At 38.9% G+C, this 21,426-nt stretch carries 13 protein-coding genes, 1 tRNA gene and 1 CRISPR repeat array; of the genes, 11 read left to right on the forward strand and 3 right to left on the reverse strand.

All coding sequences use genetic code 11. The features are described 5' to 3' along the window. Window positions 1-8: 8 nt before the first annotated feature. The 3 genes from Q4534_RS04435 (at window position 9) to cas2 (ending at window position 2,055) form a co-directional block, all read left to right on the forward strand. Window positions 9-512: a CRISPR-associated protein Cas4 gene (locus Q4534_RS04435; RefSeq protein WP_303611963.1), complete on the forward strand. Its 504-nt coding sequence runs from the start codon at window positions 9-11 to the stop codon at window positions 510-512. Between the two features lie 165 nt (window positions 513-677). Further along, complete coding sequence (gene cas1b / locus Q4534_RS04440) at window positions 678-1,682, forward strand: type I-B CRISPR-associated endonuclease Cas1b (protein ID WP_303611964.1); 1,005 nt, start codon at window positions 678-680, stop codon at window positions 1,680-1,682. A gap of 109 nt (window positions 1,683-1,791) precedes the next feature. After that, window positions 1,792-2,055 carry a CRISPR-associated endonuclease Cas2 gene (cas2, locus tag Q4534_RS04445; RefSeq protein ID WP_303611965.1) on the forward strand — a complete coding sequence of 88 codons (264 nt, stop codon included), beginning with the start codon at window positions 1,792-1,794 and terminating at the stop codon, window positions 2,053-2,055. Window positions 2,056-2,266: 211 nt separating this feature from the next. Next, a CRISPR array of direct repeats spans window positions 2,267-4,340; the repeat unit is 30 nt; unit sequence CCTTTAATCGCACCAATCTGGAATTGAAAC. A 416-nt stretch (window positions 4,341-4,756) separates the two neighbouring features. Here the strand turns inward: cas2 and Q4534_RS04450 are convergent. Both Q4534_RS04450 and Q4534_RS04455 read right to left on the reverse strand, forming a co-directional pair. Next, complete coding sequence (locus Q4534_RS04450) at window positions 4,757-6,355, reverse strand: calcineurin-like phosphoesterase family protein (protein WP_303611966.1); 1,599 nt, start codon at window positions 6,353-6,355, stop codon at window positions 4,757-4,759. 501 nt (window positions 6,356-6,856) lie between these two features. Continuing rightward, a tRNA-Gln gene (locus Q4534_RS04455) sits at window positions 6,857-6,929 on the reverse strand. Between the two features lie 365 nt (window positions 6,930-7,294). Here Q4534_RS04455 and Q4534_RS04460 point away from each other — a divergent pair. After that, window positions 7,295-10,045 (forward strand): TonB-dependent receptor, encoded by a 2,751-nt coding sequence (locus Q4534_RS04460; RefSeq protein WP_303611967.1) that lies wholly within the window; start codon window positions 7,295-7,297, stop codon window positions 10,043-10,045. A gap of 58 nt (window positions 10,046-10,103) precedes the next feature. On the opposite strand, the gene Q4534_RS04465 is transcribed toward Q4534_RS04460, so the two are convergent. After that, the gene (locus Q4534_RS04465) at window positions 10,104-11,273 is read right to left on the reverse strand and encodes a hypothetical protein (protein ID WP_303611968.1); all 1,170 of its coding nucleotides are present in this window, start codon (window positions 11,271-11,273) and stop codon (window positions 10,104-10,106) included. A gap of 303 nt (window positions 11,274-11,576) precedes the next feature. Here Q4534_RS04465 and Q4534_RS04470 point away from each other — a divergent pair, with 303 nt between their 5' ends. From Q4534_RS04470 to Q4534_RS04500, 7 genes are all read left to right on the forward strand, one after another. Beyond that, window positions 11,577-12,146 carry a uracil-DNA glycosylase family protein gene (locus tag Q4534_RS04470; protein WP_303611969.1) on the forward strand — a complete coding sequence of 190 codons (570 nt, stop codon included), beginning with the start codon at window positions 11,577-11,579 and terminating at the stop codon, window positions 12,144-12,146. A 133-nt stretch (window positions 12,147-12,279) separates the two neighbouring features. Then, a complete protein-coding gene (locus Q4534_RS04475; protein ID WP_303611970.1) occupies window positions 12,280-13,647 on the forward strand; it encodes a Gfo/Idh/MocA family protein in 1,368 nt (455 codons plus the stop codon). Between the two features lie 155 nt (window positions 13,648-13,802). Beyond that, window positions 13,803-15,566, forward strand: coding sequence for a hypothetical protein (locus Q4534_RS04480; RefSeq protein ID WP_303611971.1), 1,764 nt, complete (start codon window positions 13,803-13,805; stop codon window positions 15,564-15,566). Between the two features lie 304 nt (window positions 15,567-15,870). Further along, on the forward strand, window positions 15,871-17,886 hold the full coding sequence (locus tag Q4534_RS04485) for a helix-turn-helix domain-containing protein (protein WP_303611972.1): 2,016 nt from the start codon (window positions 15,871-15,873) through the stop codon (window positions 17,884-17,886). Between the two features lie 406 nt (window positions 17,887-18,292). Then, window positions 18,293-18,670, forward strand: a complete 378-nt coding sequence (locus Q4534_RS04490) for a hypothetical protein (protein WP_303611973.1) — start codon at window positions 18,293-18,295, stop codon at window positions 18,668-18,670. Between the two features lie 257 nt (window positions 18,671-18,927). Then, window positions 18,928-19,788 (forward strand): helix-turn-helix domain-containing protein, encoded by an 861-nt coding sequence (locus Q4534_RS04495; RefSeq protein WP_303611974.1) that lies wholly within the window; start codon window positions 18,928-18,930, stop codon window positions 19,786-19,788. A gap of 96 nt (window positions 19,789-19,884) precedes the next feature. Beyond that, window positions 19,885-21,249, forward strand: coding sequence for an FAD-binding oxidoreductase (locus Q4534_RS04500; protein WP_303611975.1), 1,365 nt, complete (start codon window positions 19,885-19,887; stop codon window positions 21,247-21,249). Window positions 21,250-21,426: the final 177 nt, after the last annotated feature.

The following is a 21,426-nucleotide window of genomic DNA, read 5'->3' on the forward strand; positions in this document are numbered from 1 at the left end:
ATGATTATATGGTAACAGGAACACATATTGCCTATCTCCAAACCTGCCATCGTAAACTCTGGTTGTTTGCCAATGGTGTACAGATGGAGCATACGTCAGATATAGTGGCTGAAGGAAAGTTGATAGGGGAAACTTCCTATGCTGAGCGATCAAGAAAATATACTGAGCTAGCTTTAGATGGCATCAAAATCGATTTTTATGATGCCAAAAATAAGGTGATCCATGAAGTCAAGAAAACCGATAAGGTCGAAAAGGCCCATATCGCCCAGGTCAAATATTACCTCTATGTGCTGACAAAAAATGGGATCGACGGAGCCACGGCCATTCTGGAATATCCCAAAATGAAACAAAAGCAAGTGGTGGAATGGGAGGAAGGAGATAAGGAATTGGTCTTGTCTTATATCCATGAGGTGTCCCAGATTATTCGGCAACCGGAATGTCCCCCTTTGGTAAAACTTTCTATCTGTAAAAAATGCAGTTATTATGATTTTTGTTATTCGGGGGAAGGTTGATGGGTTCGGGTGATCGGTGATCAGGAGATTTGTCCTCCAGGAAAAGGTGGATCCATTTCACCGTGAAGCTGTGGAGATCCTAAAAGCCATGTCCGCTTTCAAATCAAAACTCAAACCCTAAACCCCCGATCAATATATCACGGATCACTAAATCACTGATAAGAAATGAAAAAGACCTACTACCTCTTTAACCCCGGCCGACTAAGTCGTAGAGACAATACCTTGAAATTCACTCCTGTGGATGAATCGGGAAGGGAGGGGACGCCCAAATATATTCCGGTGGAAGGAGTATCTGATCTTTATTGTTTTGGCAGCCTGGATACGAATTCGGCCATGTATAATTTTTTGGGAAAGGCAGGAATCAGCGTTCATTTTTTCGATTACTATGAACATTATACCGGTAGCTTTTGCCCAAAGGAATATTTGCTTGCTGGGAAAATGCAGATTGAACAGACCCGACACCATTTAGCTGCTTCCAAAAGACTTACAATTGCCCAAAAGTTTGTTCAAGGTGCCGGTTTCAATATCCTCAAAAACCTGAAATATTACCAGAATAGGGGGAGGGACTTGGCTTCTTTTTTGGAGAAAATAGAGTTGTTATCAGCTCAGGTTGACGCTGCTCCGGATATCCCCGGTTTGATGGGGATAGAGGGAAATATCCGTCAATATTATTATGGGGCTTTTGATCAGATTTTAAAAGACCATGCCATGGAAGGCAGAAGTAAACAGCCTCCATTGAACGAGGTGAATGCCCTGATTTCTTTTGGAAATATGATGTGTTATACCCTTTGTCTGGATCAGATTTACCACACCCAGCTCAACCCCACCATCAGTTATTTGCATGAGCCGGGGTATAGAAGGTATTCTTTGGCTTTGGATTTGGCCGAGATTTTCAAACCTATATTGGTGGACAGAACCATCTTTAGGTTGCTCAATAAAAAGGAGTTGCAATCAAAGGATTTTGATATCCAGGTAAATAGAGTTATTCTAAAGGAAAGCGGTAAAAAGGCCTTTATCAGGGCTTTTGAAGAAAGACTGAATGAGACGATCAAGCACCGGACCCTCAAAAAACATGTAAGCTATAAACATTTGGTCAAACTCGAATGCTATAAACTGAGTAAACATATTTTGGGAATGGAAACCTATCAACCCTTTAAAATATGGTGGTGATTATCCAGTGATTTTGTCATCTGGTGATCAAGTTACTTGTTCCCCATTCTCCGAACATCATATCCCCGATCCTTAAATTATAAATTCCAGATCAACAAACCACAATACCATGTACGTTATTTTAGTTTATGATATAGGAGAAAGACGTGTAACCAAGATGCTCAAGCTTTGCCGTCAATACCTCAATTGGATACAGAACTCAGTGTTTGAAGGAGAGATTACCGAAGTGAAATTAAAGGAGTTGATTGCGCGTGCCAGAAAAATCATGAAGGTACAGGAAGACAGTTTGATTATATTTAAAAGCCGGGATGAACGTTGGTTGAGCAAGGAAGTCATTGGGCAAGAAAAGAATGATTTGGATACTTTTTTATAAGCCAGGGTTGTCGATGGTCTTTATTTTAAAGGAGGATGAGTTTTTTTTGGCAAAGTTATTATTCTATGTAGCTTAAAATCAATTGCTTATAGAGTTGTCGCTTGTCGGGATAAATTCGATTATTGTGGTTCGACGATTTTTGTGTTAAATTGAATCTTGGAAATATGGCCTGGAAGTTTTTCCAGGAGGTTTTCTGTTAAAAAAGCAAGGGCCTTTAATCGCACCAATCTGGAATTGAAACTATAGTAGCAGGATGTTAGCGATCATTAGCAACTCCTCCTTTAATCGCACCAATCTGGAATTGAAACGAAATAGGAGTGATTGCCTACAGTATCACTGGTGATCCTTTAATCGCACCAATCTGGAATTGAAACCTTATGTGGGGATTGTAAAGGAGGCGTGGGATTATGCCTTTAATCGCACCAATCTGGAATTGAAACTCGGCTGCCAGTGGTAAGATTAGGATTGATTTAGTACCTTTAATCGCACCAATCTGGAATTGAAACCACCTAGCTGAGACAGAAGTTCTTTTTTACCTTCTTCCTTTAATCGCACCAATCTGGAATTGAAACTATCCTCCTTTGAGTTCGTTTATAGTTCCTATTACGCCTTTAATCGCACCAATCTGGAATTGAAACTAGATTCCGATGGGGTTAATAACCCAATAGGGTATGCCTTTAATCGCACCAATCTGGAATTGAAACCTAACCCACCTGCTTTAAAGCTCTCTATAGACTGACCCTTTAATCGCACCAATCTGGAATTGAAACTGTAATGAAGACCGGCCCAAGCCCCTAAAGCGGAACCCTTTAATCGCACCAATCTGGAATTGAAACAGTTAAAACTAGAGGATGACCGCTACATGACTGAACCTTTAATCGCACCAATCTGGAATTGAAACATGCTTCAAGCTGAATTACAAGGTGATTTGGGTGATCCTTTAATCGCACCAATCTGGAATTGAAACTAACTTTCTAACATCAACTCAACCATGGCACCGTATACCTTTAATCGCACCAATCTGGAATTGAAACTTAGGATGAACACCTGTTAATTCAGTAGCTATCCCCCTTTAATCGCACCAATCTGGAATTGAAACAAGACTGGCCGTTATCATAGTAGCAATTTTGAGAATCCTTTAATCGCACCAATCTGGAATTGAAACCTACTTTTTTGTGATGGTTAATGTCCAACCCTGTCCTTTAATCGCACCAATCTGGAATTGAAACATGTCTTCCCCCTCCTCTGGTTCCGGTACGCTGTAGCCTTTAATCGCACCAATCTGGAATTGAAACATCGCTATGTATCGCTATGCGATCGGTACTGATCAGCCTTTAATCGCACCAATCTGGAATTGAAACAACGGGGTAAGGTTTGAGCGTATCAAGCTAATTGAGTCCTTTAATCGCACCAATCTGGAATTGAAACTTTTCATGTGGCCCCGTAGGACTTTCAGATGCCGTACCTTTAATCGCACCAATCTGGAATTGAAACTCAGCTATTAATAGAGTGAATCCAGTATCAGCAACACCTTTAATCGCACCAATCTGGAATTGAAACAATTCATCATGTTCAACTATTGTATTTCTAATACCCCTTTAATCGCACCAATCTGGAATTGAAACTTGGTAAGTTTGGTAACCCGCTCTCACTTGTAGCCCTCCTTTAATCGCACCAATCTGGAATTGAAACATGCTATCACATCATCCATTTGCTCAATGAATGCATCCTTTAATCGCACCAATCTGGAATTGAAACTCTCTGAATCCTACTGCTTTCGCAAGGGTGCCAGGTCCTTTAATCGCACCAATCTGGAATTGAAACACAATAGGCAATGGTAGTATTTAACCGGCTAAGGTTCCTTTAATCGCACCAATCTGGAATTGAAACATGTAACAGCTAGTGTTTCTTTTTTTTTCATGCTAACCTTTAATCGCACCAATCTGGAATTGAAACAAAATTGTGATAGTACCCTCGATGACATCGCTGGACCTTTAATCGCACCAATCTGGAATTGAAACAACAATAAACCATCAGGACAGCATTTTATAGGGGTGCCTTTAATCGCACCAATCTGGAATTGAAACTCCTTCACAAACACCCTATGCAGCACCTGCCCATCCCTTTAATCGCACCAATCTGGAATTGAAACCGGGTAATACAGGTATAGCGAACATTGGGGCTGCCCGCTTTAATCGCACCAATCTGGAATTGAAACAGAATAGGAAGTATTCCAATTGATGAAGAATTAACATGCTTTAATCGCACCAATCTGGAATTGAAACCAACCACGCTTGCCCGCTAACCAGATCACCCACTCACAAACTCACTCCATCACCACCTCTTTCACGTAAAAACACCTTTGCCTTCGACAAGCTCAGGCACCGGTAGTCCATCTTCCTAATTAACCATTAACCATTACTTACCTATCAACTCGGAATTGAAACATCTCTCCCCAATTAACAATTAACAATTAACAATTAATCAATTAACCATTAATAATTACCATATTACCCAACAATCTGAAACCAAAAACCTCCCCACGCTCACCACCTCTCTCACGTAAAAACACCTCTGCCTTCGACAAGCTCAAGCACCGGTAGTCCATCTCCCTAATTAACCATTAACCAATTAACAATTAATCAATTAACCATTAACCAATTAACAATTAATCAATTAACCATTAATAATTAACTATTATCTACTGATTATCAGGAACGATTTTAAATGATTTTTTTGAAGTGTAGGTTCTTCCTAACCAATCCTTGGCAAGGACTTCCACCGTATGCTCTCCCAAGGGAAGTTGGGAAGGAATTCTGCCACTCCATATATGGGAAGAGATTAAAGGAGTGGAGGGCCTGATTCCCCATGGAAGTTCTTCTGCATGATCCCATTCATGGAGGATGTCCAGCAAAAACTTATCGTATTCGGGTACAAGTTTTAAAGCTGTCCATTCACCCTTGTCTACCCGGTATTTCACACTGTCTCTAGGCGTTCCCTGAAAAAAGTTTACAGTAATTTCTCCCCTGTATTTTTTTGCCTGCGGTACAATTTTCGGCATATGAATACTCATTTTCCAGTCCTTATCTCCCGAAGGAACATATTCATAGGTATAGGTATTGTCCGTAATATTTAGAAAGGCATAGCCCTTAGGGGTGCCGTCACGCATTATGCCTGAAGGTGTACCATAGCTGTCCTTGGGGCCAATATAAATACCCCCAGAAGTGGCTCCGGGATTATAGTGGTGGTGAAACCCTGCATTGGTCCAGCCTTCTTCAGTAGTGAAAAAATGATGGTTTTGGGAATGAGTGTGCCCTGACAGAGAGAGGGTATATTGGTAGCCTTTTAATAGGTCAAAGAGTTTTTGCCTGTCACCCTCTCTATATTGGTCCGGGCCTTTTTCAAACTCATAGATGGGAATATGGAAGGCTAAAACGATTAGCTTGTCCTTCGAAACATGTTTTAGATCGTTTTTAATAAATTCCAAAATGTCCTCTCTAAAGCCTCCGATATAACTCCCCTGCCCGAAGGGGTTGGGCGTGATCACATCATCCAATACGATAAAATGAGCATTGGCATAATTTAATGCATAATTGGTAGGGCCGAAGCTGGCTTCATAGGTCTCGTCAGAGAGTTGGTCTTCTTTGTGGTGGTTCATGTCGTGGTTGCCCAACAAATTGTACCATGGGATACCTATTTTTCCTAGGGATTGGATATAGGTATCAAATAGATTTCTAGCACCCAAATCCCCCAAGCTTATGCCAAAGGCGGCTCCTTTGCCTCCAATCAGCTCAGAAATAATGGCTTTTTCAAAATAGCCCGCATTGGTAAGGTCATCGGCTTGAGGGTCTCCAAATAATATCACTGAGAAATTGGGGTCTTCTTTCTGAGCGATCAGGGGGAAATCCACCGATTTGGGTAATTTACCTGTAGGAAGTACCCTGTTTTCTCCGGTTTCCGGTGAGCCATTGGGTTTGTGGATATAAAAAAATTGCGGTTGATTATTGGCATCCACAGGTACAGCATAACCTGTGGGTTTAATAACTGAAACGATCATGTCATCATTGGCCGGTAAGCTGTAGCTTCCATCTTCCTTACTTAGGTTAACATCTTTTCCGTTGGTGACCGCTACACCTTTGATTCCTTTTTCATTTTTGTCCTTGATTGCATTGTTGTTGCGGTCCTCGTAAACATAGCCGGTGACGGTGTCTTGGGCAAGAGCTGAGGAAGAACTGAAAAGTTGGATGAAAAGAAAGACAAAGAAAACGCCAGAATGTAGCGCGTAATTTAATTTTGACATGATTTTAAAATGGATCTGTATAGAAGAAATTGAATTCAATTGAAAAACAGTTGGCTATTAAAGGCTTTTTTGGCAATGAGTAAACATATATAAAGAAGTATTGGGTAGCCAATTTCAGCATTTACAAATCTATTGTTTTTTTTATTTTAACCATACTTTAATAAACCGAGATTGCTGAAAAAGGAAAGGTGGGTAGAATTAATTATCGCCATTCCCTTAATTATGAATATTTTATAGGGAGGAAACGGTTGATTAATTAATTATTAAGCTTTCTTCTCCTAGACTTAATTTAGGCAGGGGTGTTTAATATGCAAGGATAATTAATAGCCATGGAGGAGATTCATGGTAACCCATTAACTTATAAAAAGAATTACAGCCCCTAAATAGGAATGGGATCAATGGCTGATAAAGAAAATAACGCGGTAGATATTAAAGGTAGATTCTCAAGGAATTAACATAAAAAAGTCCCAAGCTGAATCAATCAACTTGGGACTTGGACTGTTGGCCGACCAGGGCTCGAACCTGGACTCTTCTGGACCAAAACCAGACGTGTTGCCAGTTACACCATCGGCCAATCATTAAACTTCAAAAGACTTGCTCTTTTTTAGTGTGACAAATGTAACAGGTCTTTTTTTTTAATGCAAATCCCATTTCGAAGAATTTTCTTCCAAAACCTTTAAATCGCTAATTCTCAGAAACAAATTTTATCTTTTTAGATATGATAAAAGCATATTTTTTTTCATTAGAGTGTTTTTGATGCAATTATCACTTGTGATGTAGCATCTCCAAATAAACGATATCAATAATTATCTAGTTAATTTGCCTTACAAACCTGTCAGATTCACCTTGGCATAATTGTCATTTGAATGTTATGGATGTATTGTCAATTTGCTATCGATTTAAAACAAGCCAATTGCTATTTCCATAATTTATTCATTCATGTCATTCAAATCCCCCTTATTAATAGTATTTCTTTTCTTCTCCGCCATTTCCGGAATTTTTGCTCAGCAACAGTTTACAGGAACCATTATAGACAGTCAATCAAAGGAGCCATTATTTGGAGCATATGTTTTTATAAAAAACCAAGATGGAGAAACCCTTCAATCTTCTTACACTGATTTTGATGGAAAATTTAAAATAAACCGGCCCGTAGTTAAGGAATTTCTATTAGAACTTTCCTTTATAGGTTACCAGACCTTTCAACAAAAAATGACCTCTCCCGAAGGGAGTGATTTGGGTGTTTTTGAAATTGTAAGTGATGGACAGGAATTAGAAGCATTTGAATTGTCAGCAGATGCCCTTACCGGGGAGGTCAGAGGCGATACGGTAGCCTTCAATGCCAATGCCTTCAAAACCAGACCACAAGCAGATGCGGATGAACTGGTTAGGAAAATGCCGGGAGTGGTAATCCAGAATGGGGTTATTGAAGTGCAAGGTGAAGAAGTGAAAGAGGTTTTGGTGGACGGTAGACCTTTCTTTGGGGATAACCCTGCCGCGGCCTTAAAAAATCTTCCTGCACAAGTTGTACTTAAAATTGAGTTCCTGGACCAAGGAAGTGAAGAAGCAAAATTAACAGGCTTTGATGATGGTGAAACCATTAAAACGATTAATATCATAACCAAGCCTGATATGCGTGCCGGGAGGTTTGGTAAATTTTATGGAGGCTATGGTACAGACAATAATTATATTGGAGGAGGAAATATGAACTTCTTCAATGGTGCCAAAAGGTTATCCATTTTAGGACTAAGCAATAATATCAATCAGCAAAATTTTGGCGGAGATGAGTTAGGAAGCTTGGAAAGCAGTAGTGGAGGAAGTAGTGACGGACTAACTGTAGGTGAGTTGCCCGGAATTACGAACACCAATGCCTTGGGGGCTAATTTTTCTGATGAATACTTGGGTGAAAAATTAAAAGTATCCGGAAATTACCTGTTTAATGACAGAGATAATGTATTGAATAGGACTTCATCCAGAGAGTATATATTACCTGATGATAGTCTTCAGCTTTACAATGAGGATAGAAACTACCATACAAAAACTCAAAGTCACAGGTTTAGTGCGAGAATAGATTATAAGATCAATGAAAAACACGCCTTGGTACTTCGGCCAAGAATAGGATTGGATTATAGAAATTCTGTAAATCTTTTGGATGCCTATAATCTGTATGATGAAAATACCTACATCAATAGAAATCAGAATGAGACCACCTCTTCTCGAGAGTCCATGAGTTTTGCGAATTCCTTGAATTATAGGTACAAATTTAACAAAGAAGGAAGGGCCTTTTCTACCTTTGTCTATACCAGTAAATACAATAGTGATAGTAATTCTGATTTGGTATCAGTAACCACTAGTTTTCAGGATAGTAGTATTGATTCACTGATCCAGTTCAAAGACAATAAATACAATAGTTTCTATTACAATGCGGGAGTTAGGTTTTATGAACCGCTTAGTGAGAAATCTCGACTTCGTTTTGGATACCGGATTTCAAACAATAATTCGGATACAAGGCAAGATGTGGAAATTCAGGAGGCGGAAACAGGGTTAATCGAGATAGATAGTACGTTGACGAATAGGTTTGAGAATACTTATATCACCCATAGAGGAGGGGCGGGCTATAGTTATAAAACAGAAAAGTTGTCTTTTTATACCAATTTAAATTACGAATCTGCCCATATAGATAGTGACAGGCTGTTTCCGGGCTTTGAAAACACAAAGAAATCATTTTCCAATTTTCTACCTAGAGCAGTTATCAATTACGAAACGGGAGAGTTCAGTAGCATAAGAATTGATTACAATACGGATACTGACGCGCCATCTATTGGCCAATTGCAGGATGTGATTAGCAATGCCAATCCCTTGCAACTTTCTTCAGGTAACCCTGAGTTAGATCAAGAGTACAGTCACAGACTTTTTACACGGTATAGGATAATAAATCCCGAAACCAACCGATCTTGGATGTTTTTTCTTTATGGAAACATAAGAAACAATTATATAGGCAATGAAACTTTTATTGCCTCTCAGGATACGCTTATTCAAAATGATGTGACCTTGGCACAAGGAGGTCAGTTTACAAAACCGGTAAATCTAGACAATTATTATGTTTTTAGGGTATATGGAAGCTATGGTTTTCCTCTTAAATTCATGAAGAGTAACCTGAGTATCAATTCTAGTTTTTCCACTAGGAACAGACCGGGCATAATCAATGGTCAATTGAATAACAATAACAATACCTCTTACAGGCAAGGGATTAATCTAAGTAGTAATATCAGTGAAAGCGTGGATTTCAACCTTTCCTCCCGTGGGACTTTCAATTGGGTGAGAAGTAGTTTACAAGAAAGTTTGGAGAACAATTATTATACACATAGCACCAAAGCGGATCTATTCTGGAATTTTGTTGGAGGTGTATTTGTAGGCACGAGTCTCAATCATCAGCTTTATACAGGCCTAGGTGATGAGTTCGATAGAAGCATTCTGCTTGCAAATATGGATATAGGCTACAGAATTCCACCTAGCAATAAAACTGAAATTAAACTTACCGTTTTCGATTTGTTCAATCAGAATGCAAGTATAAGTAGGAATGTTACCGATGTTTATATTGAAGATGTTAGGACACAGGTTTTAAAACAATATTTTATGCTTACCGTCACCTATAACCTCAGAAGGTTTGGAGGTTATGACATGGCTTTATAAGTCCACACATAAGATTTAACCTGGCTAAGGCCTAATAGGTGACTCAGAAATGGGTCACCTATTTTTCTATGATTTCCACCTTGTAAATTTTCACAAAGTCCTCCTCTTTATCCGTATTGAATTTGGATAGCCACCAAAGCGACCCGTTGCGTACCAGGAATTGACGGTGATCCAATTTTTCCGGAAGCGCTAAACTTTGTAACGTTTCTCCCTGGTGATTCATTAGGTGCAAGGCTGGTAGGTATTTATTTTTTATTTTATTCTTAAAATCGCTGTAATCTTCTCTATTCTTGATGGTTTTATAGACTTCCCTATCTGCCGGGTCGTATCCGGTAGAAAATGAGGTGATAAGGTAATCTTTGTAAACTTTTAAGGTATAGGTTCGACCTGCAGATTCATCAAAGGCTATGGCTTTTGGATCTGCCTTTGACCGGTCTGCACCTTCACCCATATGGTAATTGGGAAAGTCGATCCGTTTTCTATTCAATAATTGGTGAGGTGATTCAATGTCGTAGAAATTAAGGTATGGATCTGTCCCGGCAATGACCAACAACTTATCATCCAAAATGGTTAAGGATGGGTTCATCTCGGAAATTTCATAGGCCCTCCCGGAACTTCGGAAAGGGCTGTCTTCTTCAAGGTTAATGATTCGTTCCGCAGTACCTTTTTCAGGGTCAAACTTCACTAAAAGTTGAAATTGATTGTAATACTCATCTTCTGTTTTATTGTACTTTCCCCAAGCAACCAGTCCTTTTTGGAACAATAGCCCCTTATGTTCCATTAATTCAGTATCTGCAGCCGCACGGCCGGCAAGTAATGGGGGATCTTTTGAAAAGGCTTTGTGCGAGATTAAGTTTCCATTAGCATCATATTCAAAAAAGCCATTTTGTGAAACCAGAGAAATGTGGTCACTTTCTTTAATTTTGGCAGCACTGTATAAAAAACCTCCGTAGCTGTCTTTTTGGTCACCACCTTTTTCCATTTTGAGCAACTGATTTCCTTTGAAATCTGTCATTAAAATAATGCCTCTTTGTCTGTCATGAAACAGTATCCGCTCATTCTTTGGTTGGATATCCATAAAATCAAGTAATCCTAAATAATCGATGCGAATGCTGTCTGTAATTGCAAGTGATAGCTTGGTTGTTGCTGCTTTTTCCTGTTCACAAGAAAGAAGAACAAGAGAGAAGATGGCAAAGGATAAGAAGTTGAAATTCAGAGAAGGTTTCATTTTTTTTTTAACTAAATAAATAATTATAATTTATAAAAACAAGAGATTAGTTGATTTTCTGATTTTGATATTTCTCATATAATATAGTTATGATGGAGTTAATTTATTTATTGATGAACTAATATTCTGCTATACTTACATAAATACATATTTTATTTTTTGGGAGTTTTGACTTTTGGATTCTGTTTTTGGTTTTGTTATTCACCGATTACCATTCAGCACAAATGACCCTGAGGGATGCTTTAATAATTAGACATTTGACTTTAAATGTTTAGGTTTGTATTTTATAAATGAACCACATTTATGGAAGCACTGCTTAAAGAAATTCGCGCTTGTACCCTATGCGAGAAATATCTTCCTTTAGGACCAAGACCTGTATTGTCTGCCCATGCAAATAGTAAAATCCTGATCGTTGGGCAGGCACCTGGGACCAAAGTGCATGCAAGTGGTCTGCCTTGGGACGATGTAAGTGGAAAAAACTTACGCACTTGGATGGATGTAGACAAGGATCTATTTTATAATTCTGAAATTTTTGGAATTGTGCCGATGGGATTTTGTTACCCCGGAAGGGGCAAAGGAGGGGATCTTCCGCCTAGACCTGAATGTGCCCCAAAATGGCATCCTGACTTGATGCGTGAAATGCCGAAAATTCAATTGGTTTTACTTATCGGGCAGTATGCCCAACATTATTATTTGGGAAAAGAAAAGAAGAAAAACTTAACCGAAACTGTAAGGAATTACCAAGATTATCTTCCGAAATTTTTCCCTCTTGTACACCCTTCACCCAGAAATAGAATCTGGCAAATGAAAAATCCATGGTTTGAAGAAGAGGTTGTGCCTGCTTTACAGCTTGCTGTGCACGCCCTCTTATGACCGGGAGTTTTATAGATTAGCCTTTCTGTTGTTGCCTTATTGAAATTTTTATTTTGAAGCGCTGTATTATTGTTTTGGGTCCTTTTTTTAAAATATAATTTGTCTATTTTTTGAAATAACATTATTTTGAGGCATGAAAAACCCAAGACGTGAATTTTTGAAAAAATCGACTTTATTAGCAGGAAGCATGCTTTCCATTCCCACCATTATTCCCGGATCTGCATTGGGTAAAAATGGTTTTATTGCACCTTCTGATAGAATAAATTTGGGTTTTATCGGTGCAGGCAATCAAGCTGGGAATGATGTAAAAGACTTTTTGAAAGACAAGCGTGTACAGGTAACTGCCATATGTGATGTCAACAAGAAAAGTCCCGGTTATTGGAATGGTAAGGTGGCCGGACGGGATTATATCATGCAGGTAGTAAATGATTTTTATTCAGAAAAAAACAAAGAAAGCTATAAATCTGCTACAGGGTATACTGATTTTAGGGAATTGTTGGCAAATAAAGACATAGACGCAGTGGAGGTGGTTACACCTGACCATTGGCATTCTATTCCAGTGATGATGGCTGCCGCTGCAGGAAAGCACATTTACTGTCAAAAGCCATTGTCTCTAACGGTAGAAGAAGGTAGGGCCATGAGCGATGCTGTTAAAAAGTACGGCGTGACCTTTCAAACGGGCAGTCAACAAAGATCCAGTTATCATTTCAGAAGGGTTTGTGAGCTGGCTAGAAATGGTAGGTTAGGGGAGCTGCACACGGTAATTTGTGGACTTCCTGGGGGAACCCCTGATTTTGGTAAGACGGGTCATTTGACTGAAACCATCCCTGTTCCTAAGGATTTTGACTATGACATGTGGTTAGGGCCTGCTCCGGAAGCAGCCTACAGTCCTTGCAGGACTCATGTAAATTTCCGCTGGAACCTAGATTATTCAGGTGGAAATGTTACAGATTGGGGAGGGCATCATCCGGATATTGCCCAGTGGGGTATGGGTACTGAGCTCACAGGCCCTGTGAAAATTCAAAATGCCCAAGCGGTCTGGTCAGATCATCAGGTATGGAATACGGCTACCAGGTTTTACTTTGAATGCATCTATGACAATGGCATAAAATTAATTATCCAGAGTGACAAAGATTTTGGTGTGACTTTTCAAGGAACAGAAGGATCTGCTTGGGCCACAAGAGGAGATCATAAGATCAACCCTGAAAGTTTAAAAGATACGGTAATTGGTTCGGATGAAACCCAACTGTATGTCAGTGACAATCATTTTGCCAACTTTATAGATTGTATCTATTCCGGAGAGGAAACCATCGCTCCTGCAGAGATAGGTCACCGATCGATTACTCTTGCGCATTTGGGGAATATTTCCATGATGTTGGAGCAGGATTTATTGTGGGACCCTGATAAGGAACAGTTTAAAAATAATTTTGCAGCCAACCAATTACTTAGCAGAAAAATGAGGGAGCCATGGGGCGCAGTCTACCACAACTTAAAAGGCTGATTTTTTATACTAAACTAATAATTTTATCAAAATACCTGACAAAAGTCAGCCAATAAACTGAGCATGCTAAGCCTTTTGAGGAAGGGATGACGGTAATTTTGTATTCATTCGAACGGTCTTTAATAAGTCTGAAGAAATCAATCAAATTTATCAATATGTCTCATATTCATAATTTCCATATCCCTGTAATGGGTTTGGGTTTTACTGTAGATACCCCTTTAAAAGTTGCGCGTTTTGGCATCTCTTCCGTAGTTTCAATTATGGATGATCAGTTGCTGGAAGACATGCGTAGCCATTATACGCCTGAAAATCAGTTTGAACCAATTTCTGAAAAGGTCCCTGACTCTAGGACCAAAAGGATCAAAGCGTACCTGAATTTTTTGCAAAGAACTGTTGATGCCCAAGTTGAGGAATTAAAAAGTCAAAACTTTGGCGAGGGGCAAGAAATAGACAAATATTTTGATTTATTGCCTATTGATCATCCCCTTAGCTCCCTTTATTTAAAAATGAAGCTTGCTACAGGTAATGAAAAACTTGACCTTCAAGAAGCGCTGAGGGAGGCAATTGTCCCGGGTAGTATTGATGTCAATATAATGACCAAAGTGGACAAACTCAATTATGACAAAGAGGGGAATGCATTACCTAGGGAATATTCGGATGCTTTGCTTGCTTTAAAAGGCTTTGCAGAGAGTGATGTAAAAGGTGGAGTGGTTTTTTCTGCAGGCATGAATCCGTCCTTATATGGTTATGCAGAGCAGTTTGAAGACTTCTTTCCAGATGAGAATGGACAAATTAAAAAGCCCATTATTTTAAAAGTCTCTGATTATCGCTCGGCTCTGGTTCAAGGTAAATTTCTAGCAAAAAAAGGATTATGGGTAGACGAATACCGAATAGAATCAGGTTTAAACTGTGGTGGACACGCCTTTGCGACTGATGGGTTTCTTGCAGGACCTATTCTTGATCATTTCAAATCTAATAGGGAAAACCTTAGAAATGATGTGTTGACAATCTGTCAGGCCGCCCTAATGAATAAAAACAGGCCATTATTGTCTTCAAGGGTTCAGCCCAGAATCACTTATCAGGGAGGTATAGGCAATTCAGATGAAAACCAAATGCTGCTGGAAAAATATGAGTTGGATGGCACCGGTTGGGGGAGTCCATTTTTGCTTGTTCCTGAAGCAACGAGTGTAGATGAGAAAACTTTCGAAAAGTTGCTGAAAGCCAAAAAGTCAGATTTCTATTTGAGCAGGGCCTCGCCATTAGGGGTTCCATTTAACAACTTAAGGACGAGCACTGCGGAAGCACAGCGGAAGGAGAGGATTGCCAAAGGTAGGCCAGGAAGCCCTTGCTATAAAAAACTGCTTTCATCTAATGTTGAGTTTACTGACAAGCCTATCTGCACAGCCTCTAGACAATATCAAAATTTGAAAATCAAAGAGAAAGAAGCAGGAAAGATTTCTGATGCGGAACTAAACGAGGTATTGGAAAAGGATTGCCTTTGCGAAGGTTTGGGTGCTCCGGCCTTGTTAAGTGTAGGGGAAACTCCTCGGAGAAACCTCAATGCGGTAACCATTTGCCCGGGGCCTAATTTGGCCTATTTCAAAGGCTCATTTAGCTTAAAAGAAATGGTGGATCATATTTACGGAAAGGTGAACTTGAGCTTAGACCCGGATCGGCCTCATGTGTTTGTAAAAGAATTACAGCTTTATGTAAAGCACCTTAAGTCTGACATAGAAAATGCCATGCCTGAAAATGGTAAGAAAGTGGAGGCTTATATAAATAAATTCAAGAAGAATTTATCTGAAGGCATTGCCTATTACCAAGAATTTAAAGACAGTTGGTCCATGGAGAACACCTTGGTCTTGGAAAGGGTAAAAGCCCAGTTGGCTGAAATGAAACTAAATTTACAGCTTGCCTAAGTTTTTTTCGATTCGATATTTTTTGCACTGAAGCCCCTTTTAGGTTTGAAAAAATTTAAAAGGGGCATTTTTTATTTTTTTTAACACAATTTATTCAGAATCGGTGCGCTATGAAAATCAGCAGTTGATTGATTTAGGGATGGATAGGGCAGATTAGAATGTCGGTATTTTCTTTAGATTGAATGTCGGTTACATTTTGTTTCTTGTAAATCAGTAGTTTAACTCTTTTTATTCAATATTTTTTTCAAATAATTTACTTAACTTAAGTCACCCTCTTAATAATAATCTAAAATCCCCTTTGTAGATGGTTGATGACTTATCAAAAGAGCCATGGAAAAAATCACCAGGTGACGGTCTTGTCAATAGGTTGATCGCGGAAATTGAAACCAATATTACCAATGATCAATTCGGTGTTGATAGTCTTGCCCATGCTGTGGGAATGAGCCGGTCAAGTCTACATCGTAAACTGCATAAATTAAGAGGCGTTTCAACCAGTCAGTTTATAAGAGAATACCGATTGGGTAGGGCAATGGAAATGTTGAAAGAAGAGGACCTTTCTGTTTCTGAGGTTGCTTACCTTGTTGGCTTCAGTAGCGCCACTTATTTTAATACTTGTTTTAACAAATTATATGGATTTCCTCCCGGTGAGGTTAAATCTGGAAAGGTAATGGCTGGACCTAAGGAGGGTGAATCGAAAAATTCTTCCTCAGCGGATCTTTTCCTGAGTTCAGGAAATACAATTGGGAAAAAAGTATTGTTTAAAAAAAACTTATTGGGGATGGTTTTTTTTATACTTATGCTCCTATCCGTACTTTTTTTTTATTTAGGCTTTTCAAATAAAAAAAGGAATGCTACAGCTATTGAAGACACAATAAATTTAAAATCGATAGCTGTATTGCCCCTAAAGAATTGGACAGGTGATGAAGATTTGGAGTATGTAAGTTACGGCATGACAGATGCTGTTATTTCTGGTCTTTCAAAAATTAGTGAATTTGACAAGGTGACGCCTTTTTCATCCACGATTAAATACCAGAGAACTGAAAAATCCACTGATGAAATTAGTGAGGAATTAGCAGTGGCGAATTTATTGACAGGAAGTGTGCAGATTTCAGGGGATCAAATAAAAATTAACCTGCAATTATTGGATTCGGGCTCAGATAAGCTTTTGTGGTCTGAAGAATTTACCAGGATTTGGAACATTGATGAAATTTTTAAAATTCAATCCGAGGTTGTAGAAGGAGTTGCTGCCAAATTGAATGTTTTTATCTCAGAAAGTGAGTTGGAGGACATTCAAAAAATACCCACCAAAAATAAGGAGGCCTACACCTATTTTTTACAAGGGGAATTTCAAAGGAACAAGGCCAATAAATTAACCTATTCAAATGCCATATCCCATTATGAAAATGCCATCGGTCTTGACTCAAATTTCGTGGAGGCCTATGTTGGCTTGGCCAATATTTGGTGTTTTGGCGGCTTGGTATGGGGTATTTATGATCAACAATATGCTTGGGAAAATGCAAAAAAATTATTGCTAAAAGCCCTTACAATTGATCCTACGCATGAGGGAGTGGAGGAAGAATTATATACAGGTTTTTATTATTATGATTGGGACTTTAAATTAGTGGAAGAGTACTACCAGCTAAAATTGAAGAACTTGTTTTTTGACAAAACTCCTGCAGTTATGGTTGATTATCCCATAAAAACAGGAAGATACAAGGAGGCCATCTTGGCGGCAGATAAACATATCTCCATTGATCCAACTGTGGGTATTTATTTTTTGTTTAAAGCAGAAGCATTAATGTTGTTAAACAAACGAACCGATGCTAAAAATTTAATAGGCTATGCCGATTCATTGTTCAGTGACAATTGGTTCTATTTAAGGGAATCTACAAAATTGCATTACTATCTGGAGGGGTATGAAAGCTCAAAAATACAATTGCATAAATTATTGACCCAATTTCCTGACTATCCCCCTATATTGGTTTGGTTCAATGCCATTTATGCTCAGATGGATGGGGAAGACCAAGAGGCAGAGCAATTTTTAAGCGAGTTGCTAAAACGTTATAATGACGGTTCCTCAGGAAGTCCTGCCTGGTTTATCGCCTTGTACTACTGTGTAATGGAGGATAATAAACAGGCTTTGGACTGGCTTGAGAAGTCATTTAATAGGCATGAAGTAGAATTGACCTGGCTTAGGGAAGAGCCACTTCTGTCTCCGTTAAGAAATGAACCACGCTACATGGATTTGTACGATAAAGTTGGATTTTCAGGTATTGGCTTGCCCATTAAAGAGGCTTCTAAAATAAATAATAAAAAGTAATTTTTTTCATCTACTTTAAGCTATTCTGCACCATGATTTAAAGTCTGGTTAAAAATTTAACAACCCTGCAACATACCTGTTAGTTAGTTTTTTCTTCGCTTTATATCTTTGATGATATGAAATTTATGGCTGGTTACAAAAGACCAATATTCATAACCTGATTTTAACCCAATATCATAAAAAGATGGTTGTTTTGAGGCTTAGGGTAGACTTTGAGTTAAGAAAGTCGTGACAACCTGCAAATTGGGGAGACTGCCGCATCCTTTTCTATTTCAGTAATCCTCCCCCCGAAAAATAAGGGCTCGCAGTGACGTTTTAGATGTCTTTTAGGGTGAATTACATTGAGCTCAGGTTGTATAGTGTAATAAACTTAAATATTAAACGCGAACCAATAAACCAAATCAATATGAAAATCAATAAGAAGGATATTCCTACAACCATGCAAACTCCGGACTCAACACTACGAGCACAAGCCAATTATGGGGGCATGACTGTATGTTTTAATGAGCTTCCAAAAGGTACAGATTTCACTCCACTGCTTAATGGCCTAAGCAATGACAGTTGCCATTGTCCGCATTGGGGTTATGTATTAGAAGGCCAAATGCTAGTTAAGTACGATGACGGAACTGAAGAAATATTAGAAGGAGGTGATGTGTTTTACATGCCTGAAGGCCATACGGTCATTGTACAAAGAGACATTAAAATGATCGATTTTAACCCAACCAAGGCGTTCAATGAGGTAATTACTCATGTAGGTAAAAAAATGTCGGAAATGGGGGGCTGATACAAGAAATAATTAAGGAAAAACCTTTCACCGAGATTTTACAATAGGATTGGTGATAGCCTATCCTGACTTATTCAGGAAGCTATTTCAGCAAGGAGAGTATGTCTATTATCTATTTCGGGTTTAAGAGAAGGTCAGAATTGATTTTTTCTGGCCACTAGGGGTGGTCGGTTTTAAAACCATTTCATCAGGTAACTGAATGACTTGGGTTCTTGCTTGGATAAAGTAAATTATTTGTATGCCTTAATTTATAAACCATGGATCTATACGAAGTACAAAAAGCAAATCCAGAAATCTTTCAGCAATTTTCAATGAAAGACACCCTGTTTTTATATTACAGTTGTCCGCAACGGGACAGAATCCTGCAACTATATGCCAAACATTCCCAGTTCACCTTCACACTAAGCGGAGAGCGATTATTTAGTCATGGCAATCAGACTTTGGTTTCTGATTCCAGAAAGGGAATGTTAATAAAGCGTACTGCCTTTTTACAAGAATTGCCGCCAGACTATGAAGGTTGGGATGTTTTGGTTTTCTATTTAAAGGACGACTACCTGCGGTCCATTTTTGATGAGTTTAGACCACATTTAAAATTGAATGATTTACCCGAGGCAGATCCTTCTATGATGTGCACTTTTGTCATAAATGATCAAACTCGAAACTGTTACAACAGTATCATTCCTTACTTTGGTAAAGATAAAAAAATGCCCGATAGTATTTTGGAGGGTAAATTCAAAGAATTGCTTTTTAATATATTTTCGCATCCAAAAAATAAACAAATTCTATCCTATATCATGCAAATTATAGATGGCTATCCAACACCTATCTGGGAGGTAATGGAAGCGAACTATATGTATGACCTTAGAATACAAGACTTCGCAAATATTTCAAATAGAAGCTTGTCTGCTTTTAAGCGCGATTTTAAGCAGTATTATAAAATGCCACCGGGGAAGTGGATAACTGAAAGACGATTGAAAAGGGCTAAATCCCTTCTGGAAACAACTTCCAAAAGCATAAGCGAAGTTGTGTTTGAATCAGGCTTTAATAATGCTTCCCATTTCAGCAGGGTTTTTAGGGAAAGGTTTCATATCTCACCCTCAGTGGCTCAAAAGGTTTGAACCAAATAGAAAAGAATTTGGACTTTTGAGAAAAGTCATAATGAGAAGTAAATCATAGCTTTAGCTTATAAAATTAACCCTCTAAATTATAAGACCATGAACTATGAAAACCTAAGTGACTCATCCGTATTTGAGGTACTAACACCTAAAAGTAAAGGGTATGACGATGCCCGGGCTGTTTATAATGCAATGATCGATAAACGACCTGCTGCAATTGCCATTTGTCAATCAGAAACAGATGTTGTTAAAGCTGTCAACTTTGCCAGAGAAAATGATATAGAAATTGCCATTCGCGGGGGTGGACACAACGGTGCCGGCTTGGCATTGGTGGACGATGGTTTGGTTATAGATTTATCGAAAATGAAAGGAATAGCAATTGATGTTGCTGCGAAAACTGCGCAAATACAATCCGGATGTCTCTTAAAGGAGGTAGATGCGGCAACACATGAGCATGGCCTGGCCTTGCCTAGTGGAATTATTGGTAGCACCGGAATTGGAGGGTTGACCCTTGGTGGGGGGATGGGTTATTTGAGCCGGAAAGGTGGACTGACCATAGACAATTTATTGGAATGCAAGGTGGTATTGGCATCCGGCGAATTGGTTACCGCCAATAAAGATTCTCATCCTGATTTGTTTTGGGCATTACGTGGAGGAGGTGGGAATTTTGGTGTTGTTACCTCCTTTAAATTTAAATTATTGTCTATTAAAAATGTATATGCAGGGCCTATGTTTTGGCCTATTGAAAAAGCCAAGGAAGCAATGCGATTTTACGATACGCTAACCAAAAATTCTTCAAATGACCTCTATGGATTTTTCGCTTTTTTAATGGTGCCTCCTGCAGCACCTTTTCCGGAGCATTTATGGAATCAAAAAGTATGTGGTGTGGTATGGAATTATACCGGGCCAATAGAAGAAGCAGAAAAAATTTTTAAGCCCATAAGAGAATTCGGTCCGCCGATTTTAGATTTTGTTGGAGAGATACCAATGCCTGCCCTAAACAGTATGTTCGATGGACTTTATCCACCGGGATTGCAGTGGTATTGGAGAGGACATTATTTTAAAGAGCTGACGGATGAAGCGATTGATATCAATATCGAATTCGGGAATGAAATCCCTAATTTTCATACGACCTCTCATCTGTACCCCATAGATGGTGCTGTGCATGATGTCTCGAACCGAGATACTGCCTGGGCAAATAGGGATGCACGATGGGCGCAAGTAATTGTAGGCGTAGCTCCGGAACCTGAGGGTGCAGAAGAAATCACCAACTGGTGTAAAAATTTTTATAATGCGTTAACTCCACATGCCATGGGCGGAGCTTATGTGAATTTTATGATGGAGGAAGGAGACGCAAAAGTAAAAGCCTCCTATAAGGGTAATTATGAAAGATTATCGTCAATAAAATCGAAATATGACCCGGATAATTTTTTCCACATCAATCAGAATATTAGACCGAAATAGCCCTTGATTAATCAGAATTCGAGGACATGGAAATGAAGTCTAAATGAAGGGCGTATTGTCGGTATAGTTGCATTCAATAAAGTAATATTACCGACAATACCCGATTGTGTGCATAGTTTTCAGCCCTTTTGGCTTTGTAGGGTTTATTAAAACCCAGTGTCAACATCAATCAGAAAA

Origin of the sequence: Cyclobacterium sp. 1_MG-2023, from assembly GCF_030546805.1 — a bacterium.
Lineage (GTDB): Bacteria > Bacteroidota > Bacteroidia > Cytophagales > Cyclobacteriaceae > Cyclobacterium.